The organism is Pseudobutyrivibrio ruminis CF1b (assembly GCF_000424005.1).
Classification (GTDB): domain Bacteria; phylum Bacillota; class Clostridia; order Lachnospirales; family Lachnospiraceae; genus Pseudobutyrivibrio; species Pseudobutyrivibrio ruminis_C.
Genome location: NZ_AUJB01000010.1, coordinates 62428 through 85481, shown reverse-complemented (window position 1 = coordinate 85481; position 23054 = coordinate 62428). Strand labels below are relative to the sequence as shown.

19 protein-coding genes are annotated in these 23054 nt (G+C 37.7%); all 19 read right to left on the bottom strand.

Annotated features, from left to right (window positions below; all coding sequences use genetic code 11):
* Positions 1-7: 7 nt before the first annotated feature.
* Positions 8-1093, bottom strand: coding sequence for a hypothetical protein (locus G592_RS0109025; RefSeq protein WP_028247541.1), 1086 nt, complete (start codon positions 1091-1093; stop codon positions 8-10).
* A 2-nt stretch (positions 1094-1095) separates the two neighbouring features.
* A complete protein-coding gene (locus G592_RS0109020) occupies positions 1096-2058 on the bottom strand; it encodes a pyruvate kinase (RefSeq protein WP_028247540.1) in 963 nt (320 codons plus the stop codon).
* 21 nt (positions 2059-2079) lie between these two features.
* Complete coding sequence (locus G592_RS0109015; protein WP_028247539.1) at positions 2080-3348, bottom strand: cation:proton antiporter; 1269 nt, start codon at positions 3346-3348, stop codon at positions 2080-2082.
* Between the two features lie 135 nt (positions 3349-3483).
* A complete protein-coding gene (locus G592_RS0109010) occupies positions 3484-3732 on the bottom strand; it encodes a Mor transcription activator family protein (RefSeq protein WP_081660364.1) in 249 nt (82 codons plus the stop codon).
* 22 nt (positions 3733-3754) lie between these two features.
* Complete coding sequence (locus tag G592_RS0109005) at positions 3755-4834, bottom strand: sulfate adenylyltransferase (RefSeq protein WP_028247537.1); 1080 nt, start codon at positions 4832-4834, stop codon at positions 3755-3757.
* Entirely contained in the window at positions 4834-5349 is a 516-nt protein-coding gene (locus G592_RS0109000) for an adenylyl-sulfate kinase (protein ID WP_028247536.1), read from the bottom strand. Before G592_RS0109000 ends, G592_RS0109005 begins: the two co-directional genes overlap by 1 nt.
* Positions 5350-5436: 87 nt before the next feature.
* The gene (locus tag G592_RS0108995; RefSeq protein WP_028247535.1) at positions 5437-6528 is read right to left on the bottom strand and encodes a hypothetical protein; all 1092 of its coding nucleotides are present in this window, start codon (positions 6526-6528) and stop codon (positions 5437-5439) included.
* Positions 6529-6615: 87 nt separating this feature from the next.
* Positions 6616-7143 (bottom strand): hypothetical protein, encoded by a 528-nt coding sequence (locus G592_RS0108990; RefSeq protein ID WP_028247534.1) that lies wholly within the window; start codon positions 7141-7143, stop codon positions 6616-6618.
* 666 nt (positions 7144-7809) lie between these two features.
* Positions 7810-9249, bottom strand: coding sequence for an AAA family ATPase (locus G592_RS0108985; RefSeq protein WP_028247533.1), 1440 nt, complete (start codon positions 9247-9249; stop codon positions 7810-7812).
* Between the two features lie 274 nt (positions 9250-9523).
* Positions 9524-10768 (bottom strand): ATP-binding protein, encoded by a 1245-nt coding sequence (locus G592_RS0108980; protein WP_028247532.1) that lies wholly within the window; start codon positions 10766-10768, stop codon positions 9524-9526.
* Between the two features lie 279 nt (positions 10769-11047).
* The gene (locus G592_RS0108975; RefSeq protein ID WP_028247531.1) at positions 11048-12085 is read right to left on the bottom strand and encodes a galactitol-1-phosphate 5-dehydrogenase; all 1038 of its coding nucleotides are present in this window, start codon (positions 12083-12085) and stop codon (positions 11048-11050) included.
* 16 nt (positions 12086-12101) lie between these two features.
* Positions 12102-12806 carry an IspD/TarI family cytidylyltransferase gene (locus G592_RS0108970; RefSeq protein ID WP_028247530.1) on the bottom strand — a complete coding sequence of 235 codons (705 nt, stop codon included), beginning with the start codon at positions 12804-12806 and terminating at the stop codon, positions 12102-12104.
* On the bottom strand, positions 12803-13465 hold the full coding sequence (locus G592_RS0108965) for a ribulose-phosphate 3-epimerase (protein WP_028247529.1): 663 nt from the start codon (positions 13463-13465) through the stop codon (positions 12803-12805). The genes G592_RS0108970 and G592_RS0108965 overlap by 4 nt, the downstream gene beginning before the upstream one ends.
* Positions 13466-13487: 22 nt before the next feature.
* The gene (locus tag G592_RS0108960; RefSeq protein ID WP_028247528.1) at positions 13488-14846 is read right to left on the bottom strand and encodes a CDP-glycerol glycerophosphotransferase family protein; all 1359 of its coding nucleotides are present in this window, start codon (positions 14844-14846) and stop codon (positions 13488-13490) included.
* A gap of 119 nt (positions 14847-14965) precedes the next feature.
* Positions 14966-15763, bottom strand: a complete 798-nt coding sequence (locus tag G592_RS17040; protein WP_028247527.1) for a hypothetical protein — start codon at positions 15761-15763, stop codon at positions 14966-14968.
* Positions 15764-16373: 610 nt separating this feature from the next.
* Entirely contained in the window at positions 16374-17561 is a 1188-nt protein-coding gene (gene coaBC, locus G592_RS0108950; RefSeq protein ID WP_028247526.1) for a bifunctional phosphopantothenoylcysteine decarboxylase/phosphopantothenate--cysteine ligase CoaBC, read from the bottom strand.
* A 102-nt stretch (positions 17562-17663) separates the two neighbouring features.
* A complete protein-coding gene (locus tag G592_RS0108945) occupies positions 17664-18584 on the bottom strand; it encodes an ECF transporter S component (RefSeq protein WP_028247525.1) in 921 nt (306 codons plus the stop codon).
* A gap of 198 nt (positions 18585-18782) precedes the next feature.
* Positions 18783-21206, bottom strand: coding sequence for a clostripain-related cysteine peptidase (locus G592_RS0108940; protein WP_028247524.1), 2424 nt, complete (start codon positions 21204-21206; stop codon positions 18783-18785).
* A 190-nt stretch (positions 21207-21396) separates the two neighbouring features.
* The gene (locus tag G592_RS16085; RefSeq protein WP_036952435.1) at positions 21397-22899 is read right to left on the bottom strand and encodes a methyl-accepting chemotaxis protein; all 1503 of its coding nucleotides are present in this window, start codon (positions 22897-22899) and stop codon (positions 21397-21399) included.
* Between the last annotated feature and the right edge of the window lie 155 nt (positions 22900-23054).

The following is a 23054-nucleotide window of genomic DNA, read 5'->3' as shown; positions in this document are numbered from 1 at the left end:
CTACTGGCTAAAGGCATTCAGTCATATTCTTTATACTAAAATACTCCGTTTCATGAATTATTTTTTTCAATCTACATATTTCCTCAAAACGTTTCTCTTTTAATATTTCTCCTCCTTCAACTAATTCAGACATTTTAACAGAAAAATCTTTCTTGCTAATCAAAACCATTGTCTCCATATCCGAACATAAAGCCACAATATAATTTTGAATTTCATAAGAATAATAAAAAGGAAATAAACAATTAGTTTCAAATAGCTCATTAACTAATGATATCGTTTTCATATCACCATTATTGCAATTCAACAATGTAATTGCGTTTGCTTTTGCTGGAATAAAAATCGCGTATTCTTTAACAAAATGAACCGATAAAAATGGCTGTCTTATTTCTTCACAGTAATACTCTAATGGAAAATTTTTATAAATTTTATATTTGTTGGTTTCGCAATTTAGTACACCTATACCCCCTCTGCCTCTTTTAACAAACAATACATTATCTTCAGCGTCTTTTGCAACTAATGCGCTCAACAATCCCTCACCTGTGTCTATTACTTCATATTTATTATTTTGATTGTTTAATACGTAAATATCACTATTAATCCCTGGTATATAAATTGTCCTATTCAAGACATTAATCGTTTTATTACCTATATGATTATTAACAGAAGACTTTTCCTCAACAAAAAATTGTGCAACATTGTCGTATACATTTTTAAGTATTCCCTTAGTGCCTATTAAAAAAATATATTTACCATTATTACCTAACGCAAGTATATAATTACCACACTTAAAAGTTGCTTGGCAGTTAAAATAGTCTTCTTCATCTAAAATACCCTCTAGTTTTATATAATCAATTCTATTTTCTGATATGTTATATACGGCTACTTTTTTTGCATTACACGGGAAAAAGAATATCCTATTTTCTAGGTATTCTGCTCTATTATGTAAACACACTGATTCCAAATCCTCTTCTGGAAAACATGATAAAAAGGAAATTGTTCCCATATTTTTACTAATTTTATAAAGTCCATTATGCCTCGGGTGGGAAAAAAATATATTTTCGTCTACTTCTACCATAGCAACAATACCATACATGATTAATCCCCTATTCTTTCTGCCATTACAATTTGTTGCATTCGCTTAAGTACATCTACACAATTTGTAACATATTTTCCAACAGCAGTTTCTTCAGACATTTGTACTCCATAAACGCCAGATTTCATAATGTCATATAAAGCCTCTATTTCCCCTATCGTAGGAAGCGGTTTTGTTTCCATACTCTTCAATATCTGAGTTGCTAAGAACACCTTCACATCAAAGAACAACCCTTTATTTATTATAAATCTTTGATATCTAGGTATATTTTCAACTCCAACATCAGTTGACAAATCACCCCTGTCAATTAAGATATATTTTGTCAACGGTAATATTTCATTTATATTATTAACTGCATCTAAAGTTTCTATTTTTGTTATTACTTCTATATTCTCTTTCAGTAGTGATGTTGCTTCCTTTACATTATCAGCTTTTCTAACAAAAGACAGGCCGACAAAGGATATATCCCACTTATTTGCCACTTCAATAAGCAGCCGATCTTTTTCAAATAGAAAAGGAATTTCATCATGTATTCCTCTTACATGAACGCCTTTATTATTTATTAATATTCCATCAGATTTAGATAAGAATACTATTTCTTCTTCATTTGCTGCTATAACTTCAAATTCAAAAATACTGTCATTTGCCCAAGCGGTCATTCCTGGCTTTAAATGTTTGTAAAACTCCCTGTAATTAAAGCAATCAGAACTTATGATAAACTCTTTTCCCTTTTCTAACCTAACTCCTCCATTATCTAGATTGCATGTTCTTACTTTATTTCCAGGTAAATCTATTAATATATCTGCATCAGGTACTTGAGCTTTTATATTCTTTATATAGTTTTCAATATCAGATATATCTCCATGTGCACCATTTATTCTGTATATGTTTTCTTTTGAATGAACATCAGTTAGTGGTACTTCATGTAATAGTGCTGGTCCAGTTGTAAGTATTAAACGTTTCATAGAATCCCCTCCCCAAACTTCTTATACGTCCTTCGTTAATACCATAAATACACTTTTGTCCTTCTGTAATTGGTATCTAAGCCAATATCCAGCTATAAGAGACGACAACATTGTGGTAAGTATTAATACCGTAAAAAACTCAAGGTTAATAATTTCGTACGCGTATGCTGTTGTGGCTAAAACTATACCAGGTCCGCCCCGTGCATTCATTGTTATCGCAAAGTTAATTTTGCTTTTAGTATTCAGATTAGATAGATTTGCAAACAAATATGTGCCCATTCCTTCTAGACAAAATGCTATCATAAAAAAGGCTATGAATCTAAATAATGAAAAATTATTAATTAAATCTAACTGAATTCCCACCAATGCAAAATAGATCGGTATAAAAAATGCAAAACTAACCTTTCCCAAATAATCTATTTTTTCTTTTGCATTAATACTATCTCCTGTAAATTTTTTAATAACGTATCCTACTAAAAAAGCAGAATACATATTATTGATACCAATTCTTGATAGTAATGCACAAACCAACAACAGAATTGCTATTGATCCAGCATATAATGTAATACTATTGATTTCCTTTAAAATTTTAATAATATTATGTTCTGCTATTATTTTTACAACTACAAACATACCTATTGTCGCAAACACTACAATAAGCAAATCAACAATATCTATTTCTCCTGTTGATGAAATTCTTAGTGCTACATTTAACATTATCCATAAAAGCAAATCTTGAAATGTAGACACTGTAAGTACAGTGTTTGAAAAATGCGTATTCATAACACCTAAATCAAAAAATATCTTTGATATTACTGGTATAGATGTAATAGCAATCCCAATAATAAAAACTATTGAAAATGAGATGTAATTACCTTTTTCACCTATGAAATCATTTATAAAATATGATACAAAAAATAAACCTACCGACATCGGTAATAAAGTTGAACCAACAAATATACTCGCTATCGTTCTTATATTCTTTCTATCAAATTCTATTTGCGTATTATATCCTGATAAGAACATCAACAAGATTAATCCTAGCTGATAAAAAATGTTAAGCACTTTACCCTCATTCTCATATCCTGAAAAAATACTTTCTATCATGTTTGGAAATAATCTCTGTAAAAAAGTTGCACCTAATAAAATGCCTCCAGTAATTTCTCCAACAACTCTTGGCGCTTTAATTTTTTCCATTACATTTCCTGTCAAGAAAGCAAATAATAATAACAGTGCTAGGGCAACAAAAGTAACAGCTATCTCGTTTTCTGAAAGTGTTTCTAATTTCATTACATAACCTCCTTATAAATTCACGTCCTCACTTTCATTTTCGGATATAGTTGTTACTAACTTATGTTTTTTGTACTTATTTAGCTTTTCTCTTAGAAAACAGGAATCTAATACTTAAGCGTTATATTCTAATTATCATTCCCTTCTTTGAACAATTTTATATACTCTGGAAATGCTTAAATCATACTTTAACGCTAAATCTGATATTTCATATTCGCCACTGTAATAATCTTCCCGCAATTGTACATCTCTAACTGATTTATTTTGCCACTCAAAACTCTCAGGAAAGTAAACTGTTGATCCTGCAACTTGTTGTAATATTTCCATATATGAGTCTTCTCCAACTATTTTTCGTATTGTTTCCAATGCATCTTTTGAGTTCATTTCATTTTTACCATTTACATTTTTAATCTATAAAAATATCACCACACTGAATAATAGCTTCCAAAATATCTCTTCGCATAAATCTTTCATCTGGCATTGTTTGTTCCGTGATATATTGCCTTATTTTTGTCCCACTGATTGATACACGACCAGTTTCATAATGACCGCATGTCCTATCAGTAACAATTTCATTACAAACAGAACAATAATAAGGTTCTCTAGTTAATATTAAATTAATCCCTAAATCATACTTAGATTCTATTTCTTTGGCAAACTTATGTGCATCGTATTCACCATAATAACCTCCTACACCAGCATGATCTCTTCCAATAGTAAAATGAGTACATCCTAAATTTCTGCGTATAATAGCATGAAAAACAGCTTCTCTTGGACCTGCATATCTCATCTGTGTTTTTAACCCCGCTATATACACACGATTCTTAGGATAATAATTATTTATCATCACCTCATAAGCCGACATAACTGCCTCTTCAGAAAAGTCCCCTTTCTTTTTCCAGCCTACAAGTGGATTTATAAATAGTCCGTCACACATTTCTAATCCTAATCTTTGGATATATTCATGAGCCTTATGAATAGGGTTTCTTGTCTGAAACCCTACAATAGTTTCCCATCCTCTATCCAAAAAGACTTTTTTTGTATCTAAAGGCTTTAGTGCATTATCAAGAATTGTTTCATCTACTACTTCTATCTGGCCACCAACTCTCTTTCTGCATTTCTCTATTTCCTTTTTTACGCCTGGATGATTATAATCTCCCGTCCCAAAAACCTTTTTCCAATCAGCATCTGTTGTTTCAAAGATATCTTCAACACTTATATTCGCTATATATTTCCCATTAAAAATTAAAGATATTTTTTCGCCACTTTGTATCTCGTCCCGAAGTGTGTACTCTAAGGTAATAGGGATAGTAAAAACATCCCCATTTACCAATGTATTTTTTTCAACTACACTATGATAATCCTCCTCACACATAAATCCTTTAAGTGGAGCTAAGACTCCTGTAGCTATATTTATGATATCTTGAAAAGATTCTTCATCGATTTCCATGTACTTGTCGTCAGCATCATATTTGTCTGATAGCATTATTCATACTCCTCTCCATATTTTCTAACTAAATAATCTTTTATAATTTTAAAAGATTCATCTTCTGTCATATCGTCTACCTTTATTCGCAAATCGCAGGTAATCGGATCATCAAATCTTTGCCCAATTCCAACAATATCGGTTTTTCCTATATTATTTTTATACATTCCCTTTACATCGTTCCTAACACTTATATTTAAATCTTTATCAAGAAAAATCTCGTTATAATCCTTAATCTTATCTCTAGCCAAATCCCTTAATTCTTGGAATGGTGAAATGTTGCAAATAATCCCTATAATGTCATTCTTATCCAATAAATAAGCGCCTAATATAATTCTTTTTATATTTTCCCGTCTGTCTTTATCTGTATATCCTAAATCGTTATTAAATAACGACCTCACTTCATCTCCATCGACTAGATAGCATTTTTTGTTACATTCTTTTAAATGTTGTTCCAGTAGTTTTCCTAATGTAGTTTTTCCTGCTCCCGAAATCCCTATTAACCAAATAATCACGTGTTATTCCCCTTTCATAATATTATAAAAAACGCCCTCGCCAGCTTACGCTGACGAGGACGTCAATTACTCTATATTTAATTTGTACTACTGAACGATTGTAATTGTTCCTGTAAGTGTCTCAACCACTGTTCCATCCTTTGTTAACTGAACCTTAATTGGAACATTAGCTGTAGCACCGGTCATGAAACCAGCTGACTTATCAATAGTAACTGTCTTGCTAGTCATATTAACTGTATACTTAGCTGTGTTAACTGCTGTATCACTAGCACCCTGTAACAATGTTACACCATTTGCATCCACTGCCTTATCGCCAGTACCAAGTGTAAATGAAATTACTACATCTGCTGGTGTTGCCTTTGTGAATGATGTTACGCTACTAATAACTGGATCTGAAGCATCAGCTACATCAACTAATCCACTTGTTGCATCTACATCACCATCTGCTAAATCTGTAAAGCTCCATGTAACTTTAAGCTTAGGTGCTGTGGTTGTATCAGATATTGGTGCATTACCAACTGCTCCATCTACTTGAAGCTCAATACCCTTCCAATCTGCCAGAGTTGCCTTCTTAACATACTCATATCCGCTCTTATCGTCTTTAAGCTTAATCTCATAATTATCGTCATTTCCAGGAACAATAACTGTAACTGAAGCTGCATCATCTCCAACTACTTTTGTTTGTCCAGCACAAACCAATGCTAGATATAAGAGTGGGTTATCATCACTATCCTTTAGCTGAGCTGCTGCGTTTCCAGCTGCAAGTCCAATATCTGTAGCTGCTCCTACTTTTTCAATACCAACTGTTATCTTCTGAGAAACAGCACCCTTATTTACAACCTGAAGTTTTGTGCTTGAATTTTTATACTCGGTGCCATTTTTAAAATAAACACCTGTGTCACCTGTCTCGGCAGGGAATGTAAATCCTTCATATTTTGCATTTTTACCAACTGTGGCCCTAATTAATCGCTCAGGATCCATAATAAATGCAAATGGAGAATCTTCACCAGTTGTATTTGTTGGTAATACAACATCTTTTATTTCTTTATCAACATGTCCTTCTGATGCTCCATCACCTTCTGATGCTCCACTAGTTGGAGTTTCTGCTAAAGCTGTGAGTGACATACCCATAATCATAGTTGTTGCCATTACAACTGCAAAAATTCTTTTTAACTTCATATAGTTTCCTCCTTGAAAACATAGCCTTCCCCCGCCATCCATGTCGAGGTGCTTGTTAATACGTTCCCCAATATTAAATTTTCAAACTTATTGGTTCACTACTATAGTGATACCGACGCGAAGAGTACTAACTGTTTTCTGATTTTCATCTACCAAATGGTATATGCAAACACAATCATAAGTACCAGCGTCTAATGGAGTATCCAGAGCAATATTATCAAGTTCACTTCCTCTTGGTAGTACTGGTGACTTGTATATTACCTGTTCTTCGTCCTCTGCTAAGACAACATCAAAATACACATCATTGGTGTTTCCTTCCTTATTCGCAACATATGCGTCTTCTGAAACGTCAGATCCCGTAGCAAACGTCCATGTTGTGCTCATCGATGCCTCGTAATATCCTGGTTGGATATACTCTTCCTCTGCCAGTTCTTCTACAACTGTTTCTACATTGTCTTGAGTAACTACCACATTCCTCTTTTCAGGCTCTTCTGCCTTGCCCCTTCCTACTAATAGGAAGATTACTACTCCCAACAAGGCGACTATAACTACTACACCAACTGCTATCGCAATTTTCAAACCGTTATTTACCTTGCTGTTTGTATTTTCTGACACGACTAAGCCCTCCAAATTCTTCTGTGTTCATGCTCCATTCTTACAATATTTAGTTGTTGCTGTTCCGCGCGACTCACCCCCTTATAGTATCTATATCGGTGTGAGTGTGATTATAATAAACCCTATCTGTTAAAAAACTGTTAATTTTTTTATCTCTTTTAATCTTTTGTAACAGTTCACAAAAAAGCGGTAGCTGTTTTTGTCATTTTGCGAGAAAACTTTGTTCTGTTTTCTGGGAAACGTTTCAAGGAGTTTTTTGGCGCCCTATCTATATTCATTTATCAAGCTGCGATAAACCATTTATAACCTATTTTTGTGCTACTATTTTACCGCATTTTGTCGGAAAATACTCCTCTTTTCACAGATTGTTGCGAATTTTCTTGAAACTATCAGATTTTTAGGGTATAAGAAATGCCAGCCGCATTATCATATATATATTTCGTCCTTTCCATTCCTTACTCAAACATATAAGCTTTTTATCATCTATATTTTTTCGATATATTTAGCTTGTAAACACTATATTATACCGTTCACAGCTGTTTATCCTGCACTTTTATGTGGATATTCAGCTGTAAAGCCAGTCTATAATAATGAAAATCATTGAAACTGTGGTTAAAAAAGCACCGCCAACCGGCGGTGCTACAACTGTTTATTAAAAATCTTGTTTCAGGCAAAAAGATCTTCCAAAGTAATAACCCTCTCAAACGACCATTTATACTCATTGTCCTTAACTCCATATGTTGTAATAAGAGTATTATGTATCGCGCTCTTCTTAGGAAGTTTCTCATACAGTAAATTTTGTCTATGCCTTAGCGTTGCATCGTAATCTTTGTCAACCATGAAATAATCACTATAAAATTTCATTTCACACATGTTAACAATGTTATCTTTTCGAAGTATTAATAAATCTATCTGAGTACCTCTCTCACCATCTCCTGTTTTCGTCCATGCTGACTCAGAAGTGTTCACTCCACTTATTCCCAAAGCACGCTTAATCTCAGGAATATGATTAAAACATACATTTTCAAATGCATATCCTCTCCATGTTATGATTGACTGAGCCTCAATATTCTGTAACCAAAATCCATTTTCTATTGAATCCTTATTTTCCACAAATCTTATATAAAAAATACAAAACGGATCAACTAGTTTATAATGTTCTTCCCTTTTACCGCATTCAAATGGTGTATATTTTATGATAAAGTCGCTTGCAATCAACGCGTTAAGACTCTTTGATAGAGAGCCTCCATCTGACAATCCAGCCTCACTAACTATTTCCTTTCTGGTAAATCCTTTACTACGCTTAGAAAGCAACTTCACAATAGTCTTTACCGCATCAGGGTTAGTAAATATAGATGAAAATAGTCTATTATACTCTTGTGATAATTTTGCCCCTTTTGAAAAAAACAAATCATCCACATTTTGTGCTAAACTATTTCCACGTTTAAAATAGTTCAAATAAAATGGTATTCCGCCAAATATCATGTAGCTTTGAACAATATCATATCTAGAAAGTGATATTCCGCGCTCTTTTAAAAGCATCTCGCTCTCCTTAAGCGTGAATGGAGAAAGTTTTATTTCATATGTAACACGCCCATATAAGCCACCATGATTATTTATAAGCTCATTTTCCATCCAAGAATTAGCACTTCCAGATATAATAACCATAATATTTCTGTGGCAAGCCCAGCTATTCCAAAATGCTTCGAAGCCAGTGATAAATCCTGATTTAGGTGTATCCATCCATGGTAACTCATCCAAAAATATAACCTGTCTGGCGCCATTATCTATACTTTGCAAATGCATTTCCAGCATAAAAAAAGCTTCGAGCCAATCCTTTGGACAATGGCTTTTTTTCATCCCCTGCGTTATTAGAGAATAATAAAACGCTTCCAACTGTTTTTTTAACGGTTGATTCTTTTGATGATCATTACTCATTTCCACAGGTGAAAGACCAGCATGCCTAAAGGTTATTTTATCCCTAAACGTCTCGTCTATAAGGTATGTTTTTCCAACACGACGCCTACCATAAACCGCAACAAGTTCAGCTTTATTCCCAGCATATAGTTCAAGCAGCTCAGCAACTTCTTTATTTCTTCCTATCATATCTATATCCTCATTTACGCTATCATAACACTATTTCTTCTTGTTTTTATTATAATTCGCGTTATAATCAGCTGTCAATTATATTTTTATGCTGTTAGCAGCCGTTTATCTTTCACTTTTTATATGATATTCAGCTGCGAACAAATGTAAACAAAACATTTCTTTTTTAGAATGAATTACCCTTATTCATATTCTATAGTTAAAATCATTACATGTCATTGAACCTATAATTTAAAATGGCCAGCCGATTTTAGCGGCTGGCCCTGAATCATCTTTATCTTACTACATCATATCTTGTAGCTCTTCCATGTCCCTCAACTTGTATAATCCCTTGATTTTTCAATGAATTCAATGTTTCTATCGTCTTATTTCTCTCAATTCCCAGTTCAGACACAACTTGTCCACTGGAGATTGGTCCATTTTCCCTTATATATTTGAGAACAATAAATTCGTTTTCTGTTAAATCAATACTATCTATAGTCGGTAACGTAACCATTATAGATCCTTCATTAACCACAAAACTTGGTTGCGCAATATAGTCTGAATATAATGATTTTATTCTAATTATCCCTGTTCCAAATTTTTCTATAAGGTTTAGTCTCAAGAATACATCTGCCAATATAGGATTTCTTAGAAGAGAATATCTTCCATTGATATATTCCTCTTTTGTTATCCCACTTGGCAAACCTCCTGGCGAAACAATTTCTATTCGATTATCAAACATCGAGATTTGAACATTCGCATTTATATTCCACTGTCTGTGCACAAGTGCATTCGCAACTGCTTCTCTGAACGCTGCTCTTGGTATTTTCTCAACTATCTCACGCCTTAAACCTTCTATTTTTTCAACAACATAATAGTCTTCATATATTTCTTCAATTTTATCAAACTGCTTCAAAATTGATCCATTAGTTAGTGTAATCCTTTTAACGATTTCATTAATGGACTGGCCAAACTTTATGGCATCAATTCCCACGCCCTCAAGATTATCAGACAGTAAGTATGCTGCCATATTAAAACCGTCTTTGTCGTTGAAAAGTCTTAGTGTTTTTAACACATCCTTATTTAGTCCTTCTATCTTTAGCTCTTTCTTAAATGCGTTTTCCAAGTATAAGAATTCTAAATTTTGATTTCGTGATTTGACCTCTTCAAAATCTATATTAATACCTTCAATAATTAGATTCTTTAATTCAAAGGTATCCATCTCTACTGTTGAAGTATCACTTCTTTTATATGCTTTATTTTCATAGAAATAAGGTTTGTTTTTTCCAGGTTGAACCTCTAGTATTACACTTTTATTATGTATACTTAATTCATATTCTGGTATAGGTTTTAAATTTGAGTTAATCATCTCTTCTATTTTTAATTTTTCAGCAACAGGTTCTTCCAACCCAAGCTCTTTTCCATTATCATCTATCCCAAAGATGATTTTTCCTCCTTCGTAATTTGCAAAAGCGCTAACTGTCTTTAAAAACCTTTTTGTGACTGATTCTTTATATTCTAAGTATTTGTTTTCCATTTTTTATTTTCTCCTTTTCATCCGAAAAATAAAATCATATCTATATAATCGTCTGTTTTAATCCAGATGATTTCCTCTAATCGTCTTAAATTATAAAACAAAAAATTTATTTTGTCATCTAAATCATTGATTTTTCAAGCTTTCTTAATATATATAAATCGTCTTCTCCATATAAAAATGTTATTTTACGCGCGTCAAATAACGACAAAACTATACAAAAAAGCGCCACCCTCCGGTGGCGCCCACTCATCGCTCTCTGTAACCTTTAGCAAACCAGCCTCACTGCTCCCACATCACTTTGACATAAGGCTCTGTTTTATCCCTCATAATCTCAAAGCCATCCACTATGTTTTCCAAATCATATCGATGTGTAATCAACTTCTCTGGGTGAATCCTGCCCTGCTGCAACCTGTCCAGCACGTAGTGCCAGTCGTCATCCACCTCATGTGTAAATGATGAGTTCCAGGTCCCCGTCACTGTTAACTGATTCCTAAGTATCTTCCAATACATATTTCTGTCCAGCGACATATCTGAGTGAGGATTTCCCACTGTACATATTCTGCCAAGTGGTGCTGCTGCATCCAGTCCCACATTTAACGACTCGTTCTTGCCAATACATTCAAAGAACACATCTACTCCCTTTGAATTCGTATTTACGATAATCCATTCTACTGCGTCACCACTACTTGCGTCAAAATAATGTGACTCAGGAATGCCCATTTCCATCACTAATTTCTTCTGAGACTCCTTGTTTCCTATCGTATATACGTTATCTATTCCCATGTCCTTCAGGAACATTGTCACCAACAATCCGATAGTTCCAAGCCCCATGACCGCCACATTTACATCAATCCTATCCAGCGCCTCTGTCCATACCTGTCTTATAGCATGCACCGCTACAGCCATAGGTTCCAACATTGCCGCCACTTCAAAACCAATTCCTGCTGGAAGCTCTAAAAGGTTCCATTCAGGAACCGCTACATATTCTGCAAATCCTCCGTCTCTACGAGAGCCAAGATAGGAATAATTCTTACACATTTCATATTTTTTAATCTTACAACACTCACATTTTCCGCAAGGTATCAATGGGAAAACTCCCACATTCCAGGTTCTATCCTTATCCTCCACTACCCCAGAAAATTCATGCCCGATAACAAGTGGCATATTGTGAGCACCATCTTTATAAGCCCTCGGGATGTCTGAACCACATATTCCGCAAGCCTTCACATGCACTAAAACCTCCCCCTGCTTTGGGGAAGGTTTCTCAATTTCCTCTATTCCAATTTTTCCAACATCTCTTAGCACTAAAGCTTTCATGATTTTTGTTCCTCGCCTAAATCTCCCTGCTTTTTGCTATTTCCTCGAATCTCTCCAAATCGGTCTTGGTTGTTATCTTGAAATTTCTCTCGTCACCATCTATCAGATGCATTCTCATTCCCGCCATGACTGCCGGTTCTGTGGAGCCCTTAATATTTGCAATCTCACCTGATTCTTCCAGTGTCTTATTGGCCTCGAAATATTTTCCATAAATGAATGTCTCCGGCGCCTGTCCAGCGAAAATCTCATCTCGCTTCAAAAGGGAATCGATGCACTCGCCATCCTTGCTCATGTATACCGTATCCTTCATTGGAAGCACTGGTATCACCCCATCATATCCTTTCATTCCGTGAATGGATTCCTCTATCATTGCAAGCGTCAGCAGCGGTCTTGCCCCATCATGAACAAATACGAAATCGTCATCTGACACTACTCGCCTAATGTCCCTCAAGCCATTCAAAATAGATTCCTGACGGGTAGCTCCTGGAGCTGAAAATCCCAGGAATTTATCCTCCAATCCAAACTGTGACAGCCAGCCAATAATTCCATCATGCCACTGTTTGTCCGCCACAATCTGAATCTTATCTATGTATTCACTTTTGTTCAGCGTCTTCAGGCAATAGACCAGAATCGGAACCCCCTCCACGGTGATGTACTGCTTTGGGATATCTGTCCCCATCCTGCTGCCCTTGCCCCCTGAAAGCAAAATTGCAACCGTCATACTCTCATCTTCCTGATATCTGCCAAGATTTCTTTATATCCTCGTCCTCTACCAAAAAGCAATGTGGTTCCCAAAATGAAACCATCCACACCCTTTGGTGCAAACTCCAAAATCTTACTTCCCGAGCATGCTCCATCCCAGTATATCTTAAAGCCATAGCGCTCCTTCAGTTTCAGAAGCTTATCGATTTTCTCGCCAACATAAGGCAGGTACATCTGGCCCGCATTACCTGGATTTACTGACATTACCAGCACCTTATCTACAATCTTCAGCATCTCCTTAACCGTCTCGATACTGGTTCCAGGATTGATAGCGATTCCTGGCACCATTCCCGCATCTATTACTTTCTGCAAAGTTGTCGAAGGATGGTACTCGGCCTCAGGATGAATATAAATGGTGTCGCCTTTACGAAGATTCCTGATGAACAGCTCGATGGTGTTATTAGGATGTTCAACCATGAGATGCACATCCATCGGCTTAAATGTCACGCTTGCAATATAGCTCAAATCGTTCAGCGACATTGCAAAGTTAGGCACAAATCGACCATCCATAATATCGATATGGAACGAATCGATTCCTCCCTCCTCCAGCTCGTTTATCTCCCGCGCCAAGTGACCGTAGTTTGCGCACATCATTGATGCATTTAACTCAAACTCCATAGCTCCCCTCTCCTAAATGCAATTACTGACATAACACTTCCGGGTTCTGTATCATAATTGGTTTTTCCAGCTTCTCGTATAGCTGGACGATGCTGCTGCCATCCCCATAGTAGGCATCGCTTATAATTATCGCCCTGTTCATGTCCGGGCTATCGTCATAAATTCCCCAACCCTCTTCTTTGTATTCTTTTACAATCTGGCGGTACTGCTCTAAAATCTCCGGCACCATGCTCTGTAATGTAGCCTCAATCAATGGATGTGGCCTCCAAAGCAATGCCACATCATCCTTGTTCTCTTTAAAAACTGCAAAGACATCCTTGATCTTATCAATCATCTTTTGTTCCTGATTTAAAATCGCCACAACGCCAGTGTTGTAAAAGACAATTTTCTTTCTTGTGCCATCAGGCTTCATGATAATCTTCTTCCATTCCTCTGGAATATCCTGCTCCTCTTCTTTTGCTCGAAGAAGCCTTTCAAACTTAGGTGATCCTGTGCCCTTTATCTTGTTTTCCCAGACATCCCTGCTATCTTCACCAAAGTGTTTCACTAGGCACGCCACATAGGCCTTCTTCATATTTTCCGACTGCAGAATCACCTCATCGGAATAAACTACTCCCGGAGTCAACGCGAAATTAAAAATATGATCCATCTCTGCTTCGTTATCCAAATTCGGCTCCGACAAAACAAAATAAGGAATATAAATCAGCTTATCTGTAAACTTCTTTAAATTCTCCGTATAGAAAAACGGATGCACACTTGTCACGTAGTTCGCATCATCATACGGATTATGAATATAGATTTCGTCAGGGTGCACTCCCTCAAAATCAAATTTCTGAAAATCAGTAACTGGCACATACTTCGGATACTGATTCCCCTCGTAAAACATCTCCTTCAATCCACCCTCAGCATCTCGCTCAAAGTAAGGAATAGGTATTACAAAATCGTCGACATTCTCGTCATCCCTGGCCTTCATCCACACCGACTCCAGCGAATCCCACATGGAAGCCTTGTACGGCAGGAAAACTGCCACCTTTTTGATTTTTATGTCTGAGTGCGCACTTTTTTCGATGTTGTTAACGCAGTGCTCGATTCTAACCTTCGCCGAAGACGCAGAAAGTCCTCTGTCAGATTGAATTTCTTCATGTATCTGAAAGAGAACTTCACAAAATTCTTCCAGATGAGATACCGTCTTATGTCCCTCACCTTCAGTTTCCTCTATGTAATTGCCCAAATCTATAGCCTTTTGCTGTGCCATTTCCAGGTACTCGCATGCCTTTTGAATACCAGGGTCCTTCCTATCCAGCTCCTGATAAACACCTTCACAAAGCTTTCGAAACAGCTCAATATAATTCTCTACCTGCTTGAACCTGCTTTTTCTCATCTCAACTCCCCACGAATAGACAACAAAAGCGAAAATACCCAAATATTATTATATGAATATTATAGGTTTAACCGTGGCCATATTCAACGATTTGCCAAGATTACACGGAATTATCACAATTACTGTAAATGCTGCTCAATCAGGGTTTTTATATTTTTAGAGCTAATTGGCTGCTGAGAAGTTTCAAAAGATGCTATCATATTTTCCCCGAGATAATATCCATTCTGCTGATACATGTTCAGCTTAGAGATATTTTTATTAGCATACTCACCATTATCCATCATCCCGAAGTGCTCCCAAACAAACTCTTTCCTCTCTCTTTTGTTCAAGCAAATGAAATCAGGCCTGACATTTCCCAATCCTCGCAGCTGTATAGGTCTCTCATACTTATAAGGAATCTCATACTGCTCCAGTAGATTAGCTATTATCAGCTCTGACTTTGATCTGACCCTGACCCCATTGTTGGAATAAAACTCAGTATTATCCATAAACCCCATAGGGTCGTAGGTATCATTTAGCCAATTTTTAATATAAACCTCATCTACCTCTTCAATAGGGGTAACTAGTGCTTTCTTACCTTCAGACATCTTATTGTAAACAGCATATATTTCATCGATATCATACTTATTAATAAACTTTTCTAATGTGCTCTTCAGGGAGCATAATTTGCGGTTAACCACTTCCTCATAATCCCTTTGAGCCACATTTCTTAATAGCCTCTTTTCTGATACTGATACGTATTTTCGCTCCTTTGTCTTCCAATCTACCCAATAATACTGTGTACTTCCATTACTCTTGCTTACCATTATTTTTTTATTAGGAGTATCCTTTAGTCTCTCTAATGTTTTATTGGATTTAGTTATAAGCCTGTCTATTTCTCTTAGTTGCTCTTCCATTTTTACTTTCAAATTTTCCATATTACTTCCTTTTCTTTCTATTTCTCTCGTAGTTACGTGAGGTATCGCATTTTCCTTATAATCCTCACGTAGGTTTTTGCTCTATTTCTTGACCGGTTACGTGAGGTAGGGCGTTTTATTGGTTAACCCCACGTAGTGAAATCCCTTTTTCGCTGGAAATCCTACGTGAGGTTTAGAACAGTTCTTTCCCACCTCACGTAGCAAGCAGTTTCACAAGCTCCAAACACTACGTGAGGTCAAAGCATTTTGTCCTATATCTCCCGTATTAATCCTTAAATCGCAGCCCTAAACCTTGCATTTAACCTGCAATAAGCCCCATAACTATCAATTTATTTCTATAAAACTATGAAAATGTGGGAATTTATCTGCACGCGAACACCGCAGACATCAATAAAAAGAATTTCCTATGAGATTTCTTTTAAATCGCGTTATATATTAACACGCGTAAGTAAATTTGTAAACACTAAATAACATAAAATCCAAATCAACCTGCTAATATTCCAAGAACAACTATCTTTATACCCCAAAATACTACAACCTAATAATTCCCCACCAATCCCGCACACAAAAAAAGGACCCCTGACAAAAGCAGGGGTCCAATAAAAATCTTCTATTTAACTATTTCATCCAATATAGCCTGGGCTACGTCTTCCTTGGACATGATTGGAAGCTCTCGGGCATCATCAGCAGTAATCAGAGTCACTACATTGGTGTCGGTGCCGAAGCCTGCGCCTGCAGTGCGCAGGTTGTTGGCTACAATCATATCTACGTTTTTCTTCTTAAGCTTTGCCTTGGAATTCTCCAGCATGTTTTCCGTCTCCATAGAGAATCCGCAGATAAACTGGCCTGGCTTTTTATTAGCCCCAAGGAATGACAAAATATCTTCTGTACGTTCAAGCTCAATAGAAGAAGCTTCACCATCTTTTTTCTTAATCTTCTCAGCTGCCACAGTCGCTGGACGATAGTCCGCCACTGCTGCACTCTTGATTATTATATCCATCTCCCCGGCTCGAGACTTCACTGCTTCAGCCATCTCTGCCGCGCTCTTGATATTCACTACATCTACAAACATAGGTGGCTGAATAGCCACTGGACCGCTTACAAGTGTAACCTCAGCTCCCCTAAGCATTGCCGCTCTGGCGATAGCATAGCCCATCTTGCCTGTGCTGTGGTTGCTAATGTATCTTACTGGGTCAATTGCCTCCTGAGTAGGCCCTGCTGTTATCATAACCTTCTTCCCATCGAGGTCGTGGTCGAAAGCGATTTCTCTAAGTATGTACTGTAATAAAACCTCTGGCTCAGGCATCTTACCTGCACCAGTGTCGCCGCATGCTAAATAGCCGCTGGCTGGTTGAATTATCTCGAATCCATATTTTTTCAAAATCTCTAAATTGTCCTGGACAATAGGATTTGTAAACATGTTTGTATTCATGGCTGGGCTCACAAGCTTCTTGCACTTTGCAGCAAGAATGGTAGTAGTAAGCATATCGTCAGCGATTCCATGTGCCATCTTCCCTATGACATTGGCGCTGGCTGGTGCCACCATGAAAATATCTGCTCTCTTTGCGAGGGCCACATGCTCCACATTAAACTGGAAATCCCTATCAAATGTGTCCACAAGACATTTATTACTTGTTAAAGTTTCAAAGGTAATTGGGTTGATAAAATTAGTGGCATTTTTAGTCATGATGACATTAACATCAGCGCCCAATTTCACTAGAGCTGATGCAAGATTTGCAATCTTATATGCTGCAATGGAGCCTGTTACTCCAAGTACCACACATTTACCTTTTAACATAATTACCTCCGGACTGTCGTATTGCTGTTTTATATCTTAGCTTAGCATACCAAGACTTCCCTTTGAAGGGAAGCTGTCTGCGGTAGCAGACTGATGAGGTGTTTACTGTGCCATCTGGCGAGCAGAATTTACCTCTGAAACTGACTGAATCTTATTATTCTTCTTTCCTGAATATACACCTGCTGGCTTAATCTTGTCTAATACAATACCAACAAGGTAAACGATTACCGCACCAACGATAGCTTCGATAACACCGTTGAAGCTGATGATTCCGCCAATTACTCCCATGAGAGCACTTGGGTCGATCTGAAGAACCTCTGCGTATGGGATTCTGTAGAATGCATAGATGCTTCCCATAACAAGAAGTGTATTTGTCATAGCACCAGAAATACCAGCTGTGATAAATCCAAGTGCCTTTGCGTCCTTATTCATAAATAAATACTCGATAGCCACGAAAAATGCGATTCCAACAACAGCGCCGATAATCTGAGCAGCTGTAACTGAGAATCCAACCTTGCCTTCAGAAATCATTTTATTGAAGAAAGCAAATACACCAAATCCCATGATGAAAGAGATGATTACGTTGATGATTGAACCGTAAACAACCTTCTTCTCTGAGCTGATTGCCTTCTTGATTCCTACGTATACAAAGTAAGGAACTACACCAATAAGAATTCTAGGAACGATTGCAATGAATGTACTCTTGAAAACAAGTCCGATTGCCTGTCCTACAGTATCATGTGGAAGCATAGTAAGTGCAGCCACTGGTGAGAATGCGAATGCTGATGGAGTAGGTGTAAGTGAGCTCTTAATAAAGCTTGTGATACCAAATACTCCGCCGAGGCAAGCTCCCTTCTTTGGTCCTAAGAATAAAGAACCAATGATAACTGGAATATGAAGTGTTGTTGCATTAATAACTACGAGTGGAATATATCCGAGTGGGGTTGAAGCCATAACTACAATAATGGCTACGAATAACGCTGTGAGCACGAGCTCATAGGTCTTAGAATTGTTGCTTTGCATATTGTTTCCTCCTTCTGGTAGAAGCCCTTAGGCGGGTCTCCTCCTGTTAAAACAGTTCTTTGCAAGCTAATTTAATTGATAAAAATTTAACAGCACATGAATTCTATCACATAGATTCATATGTGTCAAAAGTCCGGTACAAGTCGCTGTGGATCTTGTCTGGACTTCTAACACACATCTATAGAATAGAATCATCAGCTACTCCGACAGTCCATCAGTGTAGTAGCTGTTACCATATATATCGGTAAAGACATAAGAAACCAATATATCTTTATCCTCAATTACTAAATTTGTTATCTTCATGTCGCTCATGGCTCCGCTTACAGTGTAATCTCCCTCCAGCAAATAGCTGTCAGTATAATTACCGCTGTAATCATAGTAATCAGCGATGAAATCAATCTTGTCTCCAGCCTGGAGCTCTGTAAGATTCTTTGCAACTACCTCAGTTTCGCCGTCCTTGTAATCATAGGTAGCACCTGCTACATAGCCATCCTCGTTGGTACTGTCGAATACAAGAATCAAATCAGCTCTCTCATCATTTAAAAGAACAGGCACGCGACCAGTAATTGTGTAATTGTTGGCGTCACCAGTAGTATCGATGTGATAGTAAGCCACAATGTGGTCGTCGATAGCAAGCCAGCTTCTATCTGTATTTGCGATGAGATTGTTGTCATCATCCCACTCAAATACATTGTCTAATCCAAGGTCGATGTAACCCTGACCGTCATCTACAAATGTAGAGAATTCGATGCCCTGAACGTTCTCCCACTGAGCCTCAGTCAACGCGATTACATTGTCCCCGTTTCCATTCATCTTCCAAGCTAAATCCTCAGGAGCAATATTGTTATCAGAGATATATGCTGCTGCATCATCCACTGACACACCGCTATTCAGGAATCTAGGTGATGCCTGTGAGCTTGCTGAAAGCACTGCGTTCAAAATCTGAGCCACTGCTTGGGCACTATCAAGACCAGATGAGCTAGAGCTGCCAGAACCTGTTCCAAAGAGCATGCTTGCTGGATTACCGTTTCCTGCGCTCTGGCTTGTAGCCTGTCCATAGTAAGCCATAGATGCAAACTTCTGGATGCAGTTCTTATAGCTTTCATCCATGCCGATTTCATCGTAAGTATCTGACATGGTATCTACCTTGCCAGTCTGACGATATGGGAAATAGATTGAAAGGCCGTAAGCATTGGTCATATTTGAAGAGGTCTTGTTATATTTAACAGCTCCCTTCAATGAGTCAGCCAGCTCCTTACCGGCATCGTTATCCATCTTGATTGCAAAATCGATTAAATCTATCTGGTCAATCTTAGAAGATGTGGCAAACTCTCTTGTGCTTGAACGGGCATTTGAAACTACCTTGTATTCCTTCTTATCGATAAGGCTTGTTGTAGAATCTGCAAAGCTCTTCAAATCCTCAGGAACGGTAGCTGTAAGCTCAGCCAAATCAACCACTGACAATGTAGTCTTCTGGCCTGCGCACTGCTGTCCGCACTGAGCGACAAAATCATCTACGATAATCTTTCCAATTTCGAGAGTAGAAAGTGATGGATTCTTGCTAAGCTCTGTTAGCCAGTTTGTATAATACCAGCCAATACCAGGCTCTGTCTCCTCTGAGGCAATCATGTAATCACTGTGGGCATCAAGCATAAGACCAGTCTCAACTGTAGCCATAAGACATGCATCAAATCCCACAAAGTCATATTTCAATCCGCCATCAGTAAGAGCCTTATTGATTTCTGCAAGGTCCATTGAACCTGCGCTCTGATGCTTCTCATCATAGCCGTAACCAGTTACTGAACCGCCGCCGTGATCCCAGAAAATAAGGTCGTAGCGGTCTGCAGGGAAATTCTCACCGCCCCACTTGATGAAGCTTGAAAGAGTCTTTGGATCGGTCATTGGTAGATCACCCAGATTATCCTTCAAAAGAGCCATCTTTCCATTTTTAATCTGGTAAATCTGGTTTGTCTTATTACTGATTACAGTGTTCTGCCATCTAGCGCAGCCGCCTGTATAAACAATCAGATTGATATTGTCCGCAACTGTAGCATTCAGCATCTCCTGCATATCCTTCGAAGCCATAGCTCCTCTAGACTCCAGGTCAGTTCCGCACATGTAAACCATGATGGTAGTTGTGTCCTTACCATCACCCTTCATTACTGTATATTTTTCTCTGGCACCAGCAGCTACAGTTTCATCCAATACTCCGGTGTTGGCCTTGCTGCTCCAGCTGGAATTTCCACTGGCAGCCGTACTCGTATAGCCTCCACTACCTAGAAGCAGAGACGCCATCGTACCAATTGTATTTATGGTACTTGTAGCACTATCCCCAGAAAGAGAGCCTGTACCAGTTCCGCCTGAGCCGCCCCCAAAGAACGCACCAAGACCGCCTCCACCGCCTAGTAATACTACTAGTGCAATGATAATAAGCTTTCCAAGACCACCGCCTCCGCCATAGCCTCCATCACGATTTCCACTAAAACCTCCAGAGCCAGAACCTCCTGGCACATGGCCTCCATGGCCACCACCTACTGGACCACTGCCCAGTCCGCTACCACGTCTGTTAACCGAACCCGACCCGGTTACAGTCTTCTTTCTCGATACTGGTCTGTCTGCCATACGTATTTCCTCCCAACACGAATAAATGGATTATGAGGTAATTCTACTCTAATATAAATAAATGTGCAAAATAAAAGCACTGTAGCTATCAATCTCTGAGTGTTACTCAAGGAGAGCTTTCTTCAGCTCGATGGAGTAATACCTCAGGATTGAGAGCGTAACAGTGCCTTCTCAGTGTTCATTATTTAGTTTACTTCAGTGCCATCTCTTCCATATCTTTTGCAATCTTATTGATTACCTTAAGAGTCTCATTCATATTTTTAAGGGCATCCATTGCATCATCACTTACTGCACCTACTGTATCAGCCGCTGCAGCAACCTCCTCAGATGTTGCAGAAAGATTTGTGATGTTATCCATAATCTGTGTATTTGCACTAAGTACTTCGCTAACAGATCCCTTTACCTGAACAACACCATCTCTAAGTTCATCCGAACCTTCCTTGATAGCATCCAGCTTAGTTCCAGTTTCTGCAATAAGATCATTCTGTTTCTGAGCATACTCAGCAGATTTCGACATTGCAGCCGATGCTGAGCGAGCATCACTTGTAAGCCTTTCAATAATTCTTGAAATTTCTTCTGTAGCTTCTCGTGTACTTTCTGAAAGAGCACGAATTTCATCAGCTACTACTGCGAAGCCCTTGCCGGCCTCACCAGCTCTTGCAGCTTCGATTGATGCATTTAATGCAAGAAGATTTGTCTGACTTGAAATACCAAGAATTGTCTCTGTAATTGCTTGTACATCCTGAATACTTGTATTTAATGCCTGTGTTGTTGAGGCTGTCTCCAGGTTAATCTTTGCTACTTCCTCAGCCTGACTCTTAAGCTGATTAATAAGATCAACACCTTCGTTAACAGATTCCTCTACACGGCCAGAAACATCATCAATATTGTTTGCTTCCTGCTCAACTGCCTGAATGCTTTCCTGAATTACAGCAGTTTTATTTGTCTGATTTTCGATAGCCTCAGCTGTATTCTTTGTACCCTCTACAATTTCATTTACTGATGAATGTGTAGCCTCCATTGACCCGTTAAGTCTATCAGATACATCATTTGCCTCAACAAATTTCTGATTTAGCTGTTCTGCCAAATCAACAATCGTATCAGATGTTTCCTTCAGCTCTTCCGCATGTTCTTTGATTGTATCAAGTACCTCTGTTGTCTGACGTCTCTGCTGCTTACATACTACAACCGAAATGGTACATGCAATAAGACTGAATACCATCTCCGTAACAAGCTCACGGCCTGTAATATTACCTTTTCTGAGTTCCATAAAGCCCGAAGTGATTAAGCAAAAGTTTGCGATAAAGCAACCAATTCGTACTGTATTGGCCTCACCATATATCATTACAATCAAAATGATTGTATACATAAAGATATACATATTGCGGTCATTTGGTGCATATATGTTAAGAACAAACATTGCCACCATTGAAAGCGTCACCACATATTTATATCTATATTTCTCTCCATACATTTTATATGTTACTTGGAAGAGAATTATATCTATAATGGTAACAGCAAGTCGAATTAAATCCAGCACATTCATGCCATCTAACACTAACGACCTCACCGTACAAAATATCAAAGCCAGACAAGTAATTGTTCCACAATATCTGGCCAGCCTATTTTTCTCCAGCATCTGTTTAGTTTTCAAATCCATAGAATCATCACGAATTTCTTCTCTTTCTGGCATAGGTTCTGTCCTCCATTTATAAAAATAAAAAACATATTATTCCCCTACTCTAGTAGAATAAGTATATCAACTTTTTCTGTCATTTTAAAAATTTTGGCAGAATTTTCACAAAACTTTCATTTTGCTTATATTCCAACACGTCTTTCTATTAGTAG

Bases quoted from the DNA above. Each gene is read 5' to 3' on its own strand.
- G592_RS0109025 (WP_028247541.1), bottom strand. From the start codon at position 1,093: ATGTATGGTATTGTTGCTATGGTAGAAGTAGACGAAAATATATTTTTT.
- G592_RS0109020 (WP_028247540.1), bottom strand. From the start codon at position 2,058: ATGAAACGTTTAATACTTACAACTGGACCAGCACTATTACATGAAGTA.
- G592_RS0109015 (WP_028247539.1), bottom strand. From the start codon at position 3,348: ATGAAATTAGAAACACTTTCAGAAAACGAGATAGCTGTTACTTTTGTT.
- G592_RS0109010 (WP_081660364.1), bottom strand. From the start codon at position 3,732: ATGAACTCAAAAGATGCATTGGAAACAATACGAAAAATAGTTGGAGAA.
- G592_RS0109005 (WP_028247537.1), bottom strand. From the start codon at position 4,834: ATGCTATCAGACAAATATGATGCTGACGACAAGTACATGGAAATCGAT.
- G592_RS0108995 (WP_028247535.1), bottom strand. From the start codon at position 6,528: ATGAAGTTAAAAAGAATTTTTGCAGTTGTAATGGCAACAACTATGATT.
- G592_RS0108985 (WP_028247533.1), bottom strand. From the start codon at position 9,249: ATGATAGGAAGAAATAAAGAAGTTGCTGAGCTGCTTGAACTATATGCT.
- G592_RS0108980 (WP_028247532.1), bottom strand. From the start codon at position 10,768: ATGGAAAACAAATACTTAGAATATAAAGAATCAGTCACAAAAAGGTTT.
- G592_RS0108975 (WP_028247531.1), bottom strand. From the start codon at position 12,085: ATGAAAGCTTTAGTGCTAAGAGATGTTGGAAAAATTGGAATAGAGGAA.
- G592_RS0108970 (WP_028247530.1), bottom strand. From the start codon at position 12,806: ATGACGGTTGCAATTTTGCTTTCAGGGGGCAAGGGCAGCAGGATGGGG.
- G592_RS0108965 (WP_028247529.1), bottom strand. From the start codon at position 13,465: ATGGAGTTTGAGTTAAATGCATCAATGATGTGCGCAAACTACGGTCAC.
- G592_RS0108960 (WP_028247528.1), bottom strand. From the start codon at position 14,846: ATGAGAAAAAGCAGGTTCAAGCAGGTAGAGAATTATATTGAGCTGTTT.
- G592_RS17040 (WP_028247527.1), bottom strand. From the start codon at position 15,763: ATGGAAAATTTGAAAGTAAAAATGGAAGAGCAACTAAGAGAAATAGAC.
- coaBC (WP_028247526.1), bottom strand. From the start codon at position 17,561: ATGTTAAAAGGTAAATGTGTGGTACTTGGAGTAACAGGCTCCATTGCA.
- G592_RS0108945 (WP_028247525.1), bottom strand. From the start codon at position 18,584: ATGCAAAGCAACAATTCTAAGACCTATGAGCTCGTGCTCACAGCGTTA.
- G592_RS0108940 (WP_028247524.1), bottom strand. From the start codon at position 21,206: ATGGCAGACAGACCAGTATCGAGAAAGAAGACTGTAACCGGGTCGGGT.
- G592_RS16085 (WP_036952435.1), bottom strand. From the start codon at position 22,899: ATGCCAGAAAGAGAAGAAATTCGTGATGATTCTATGGATTTGAAAACT.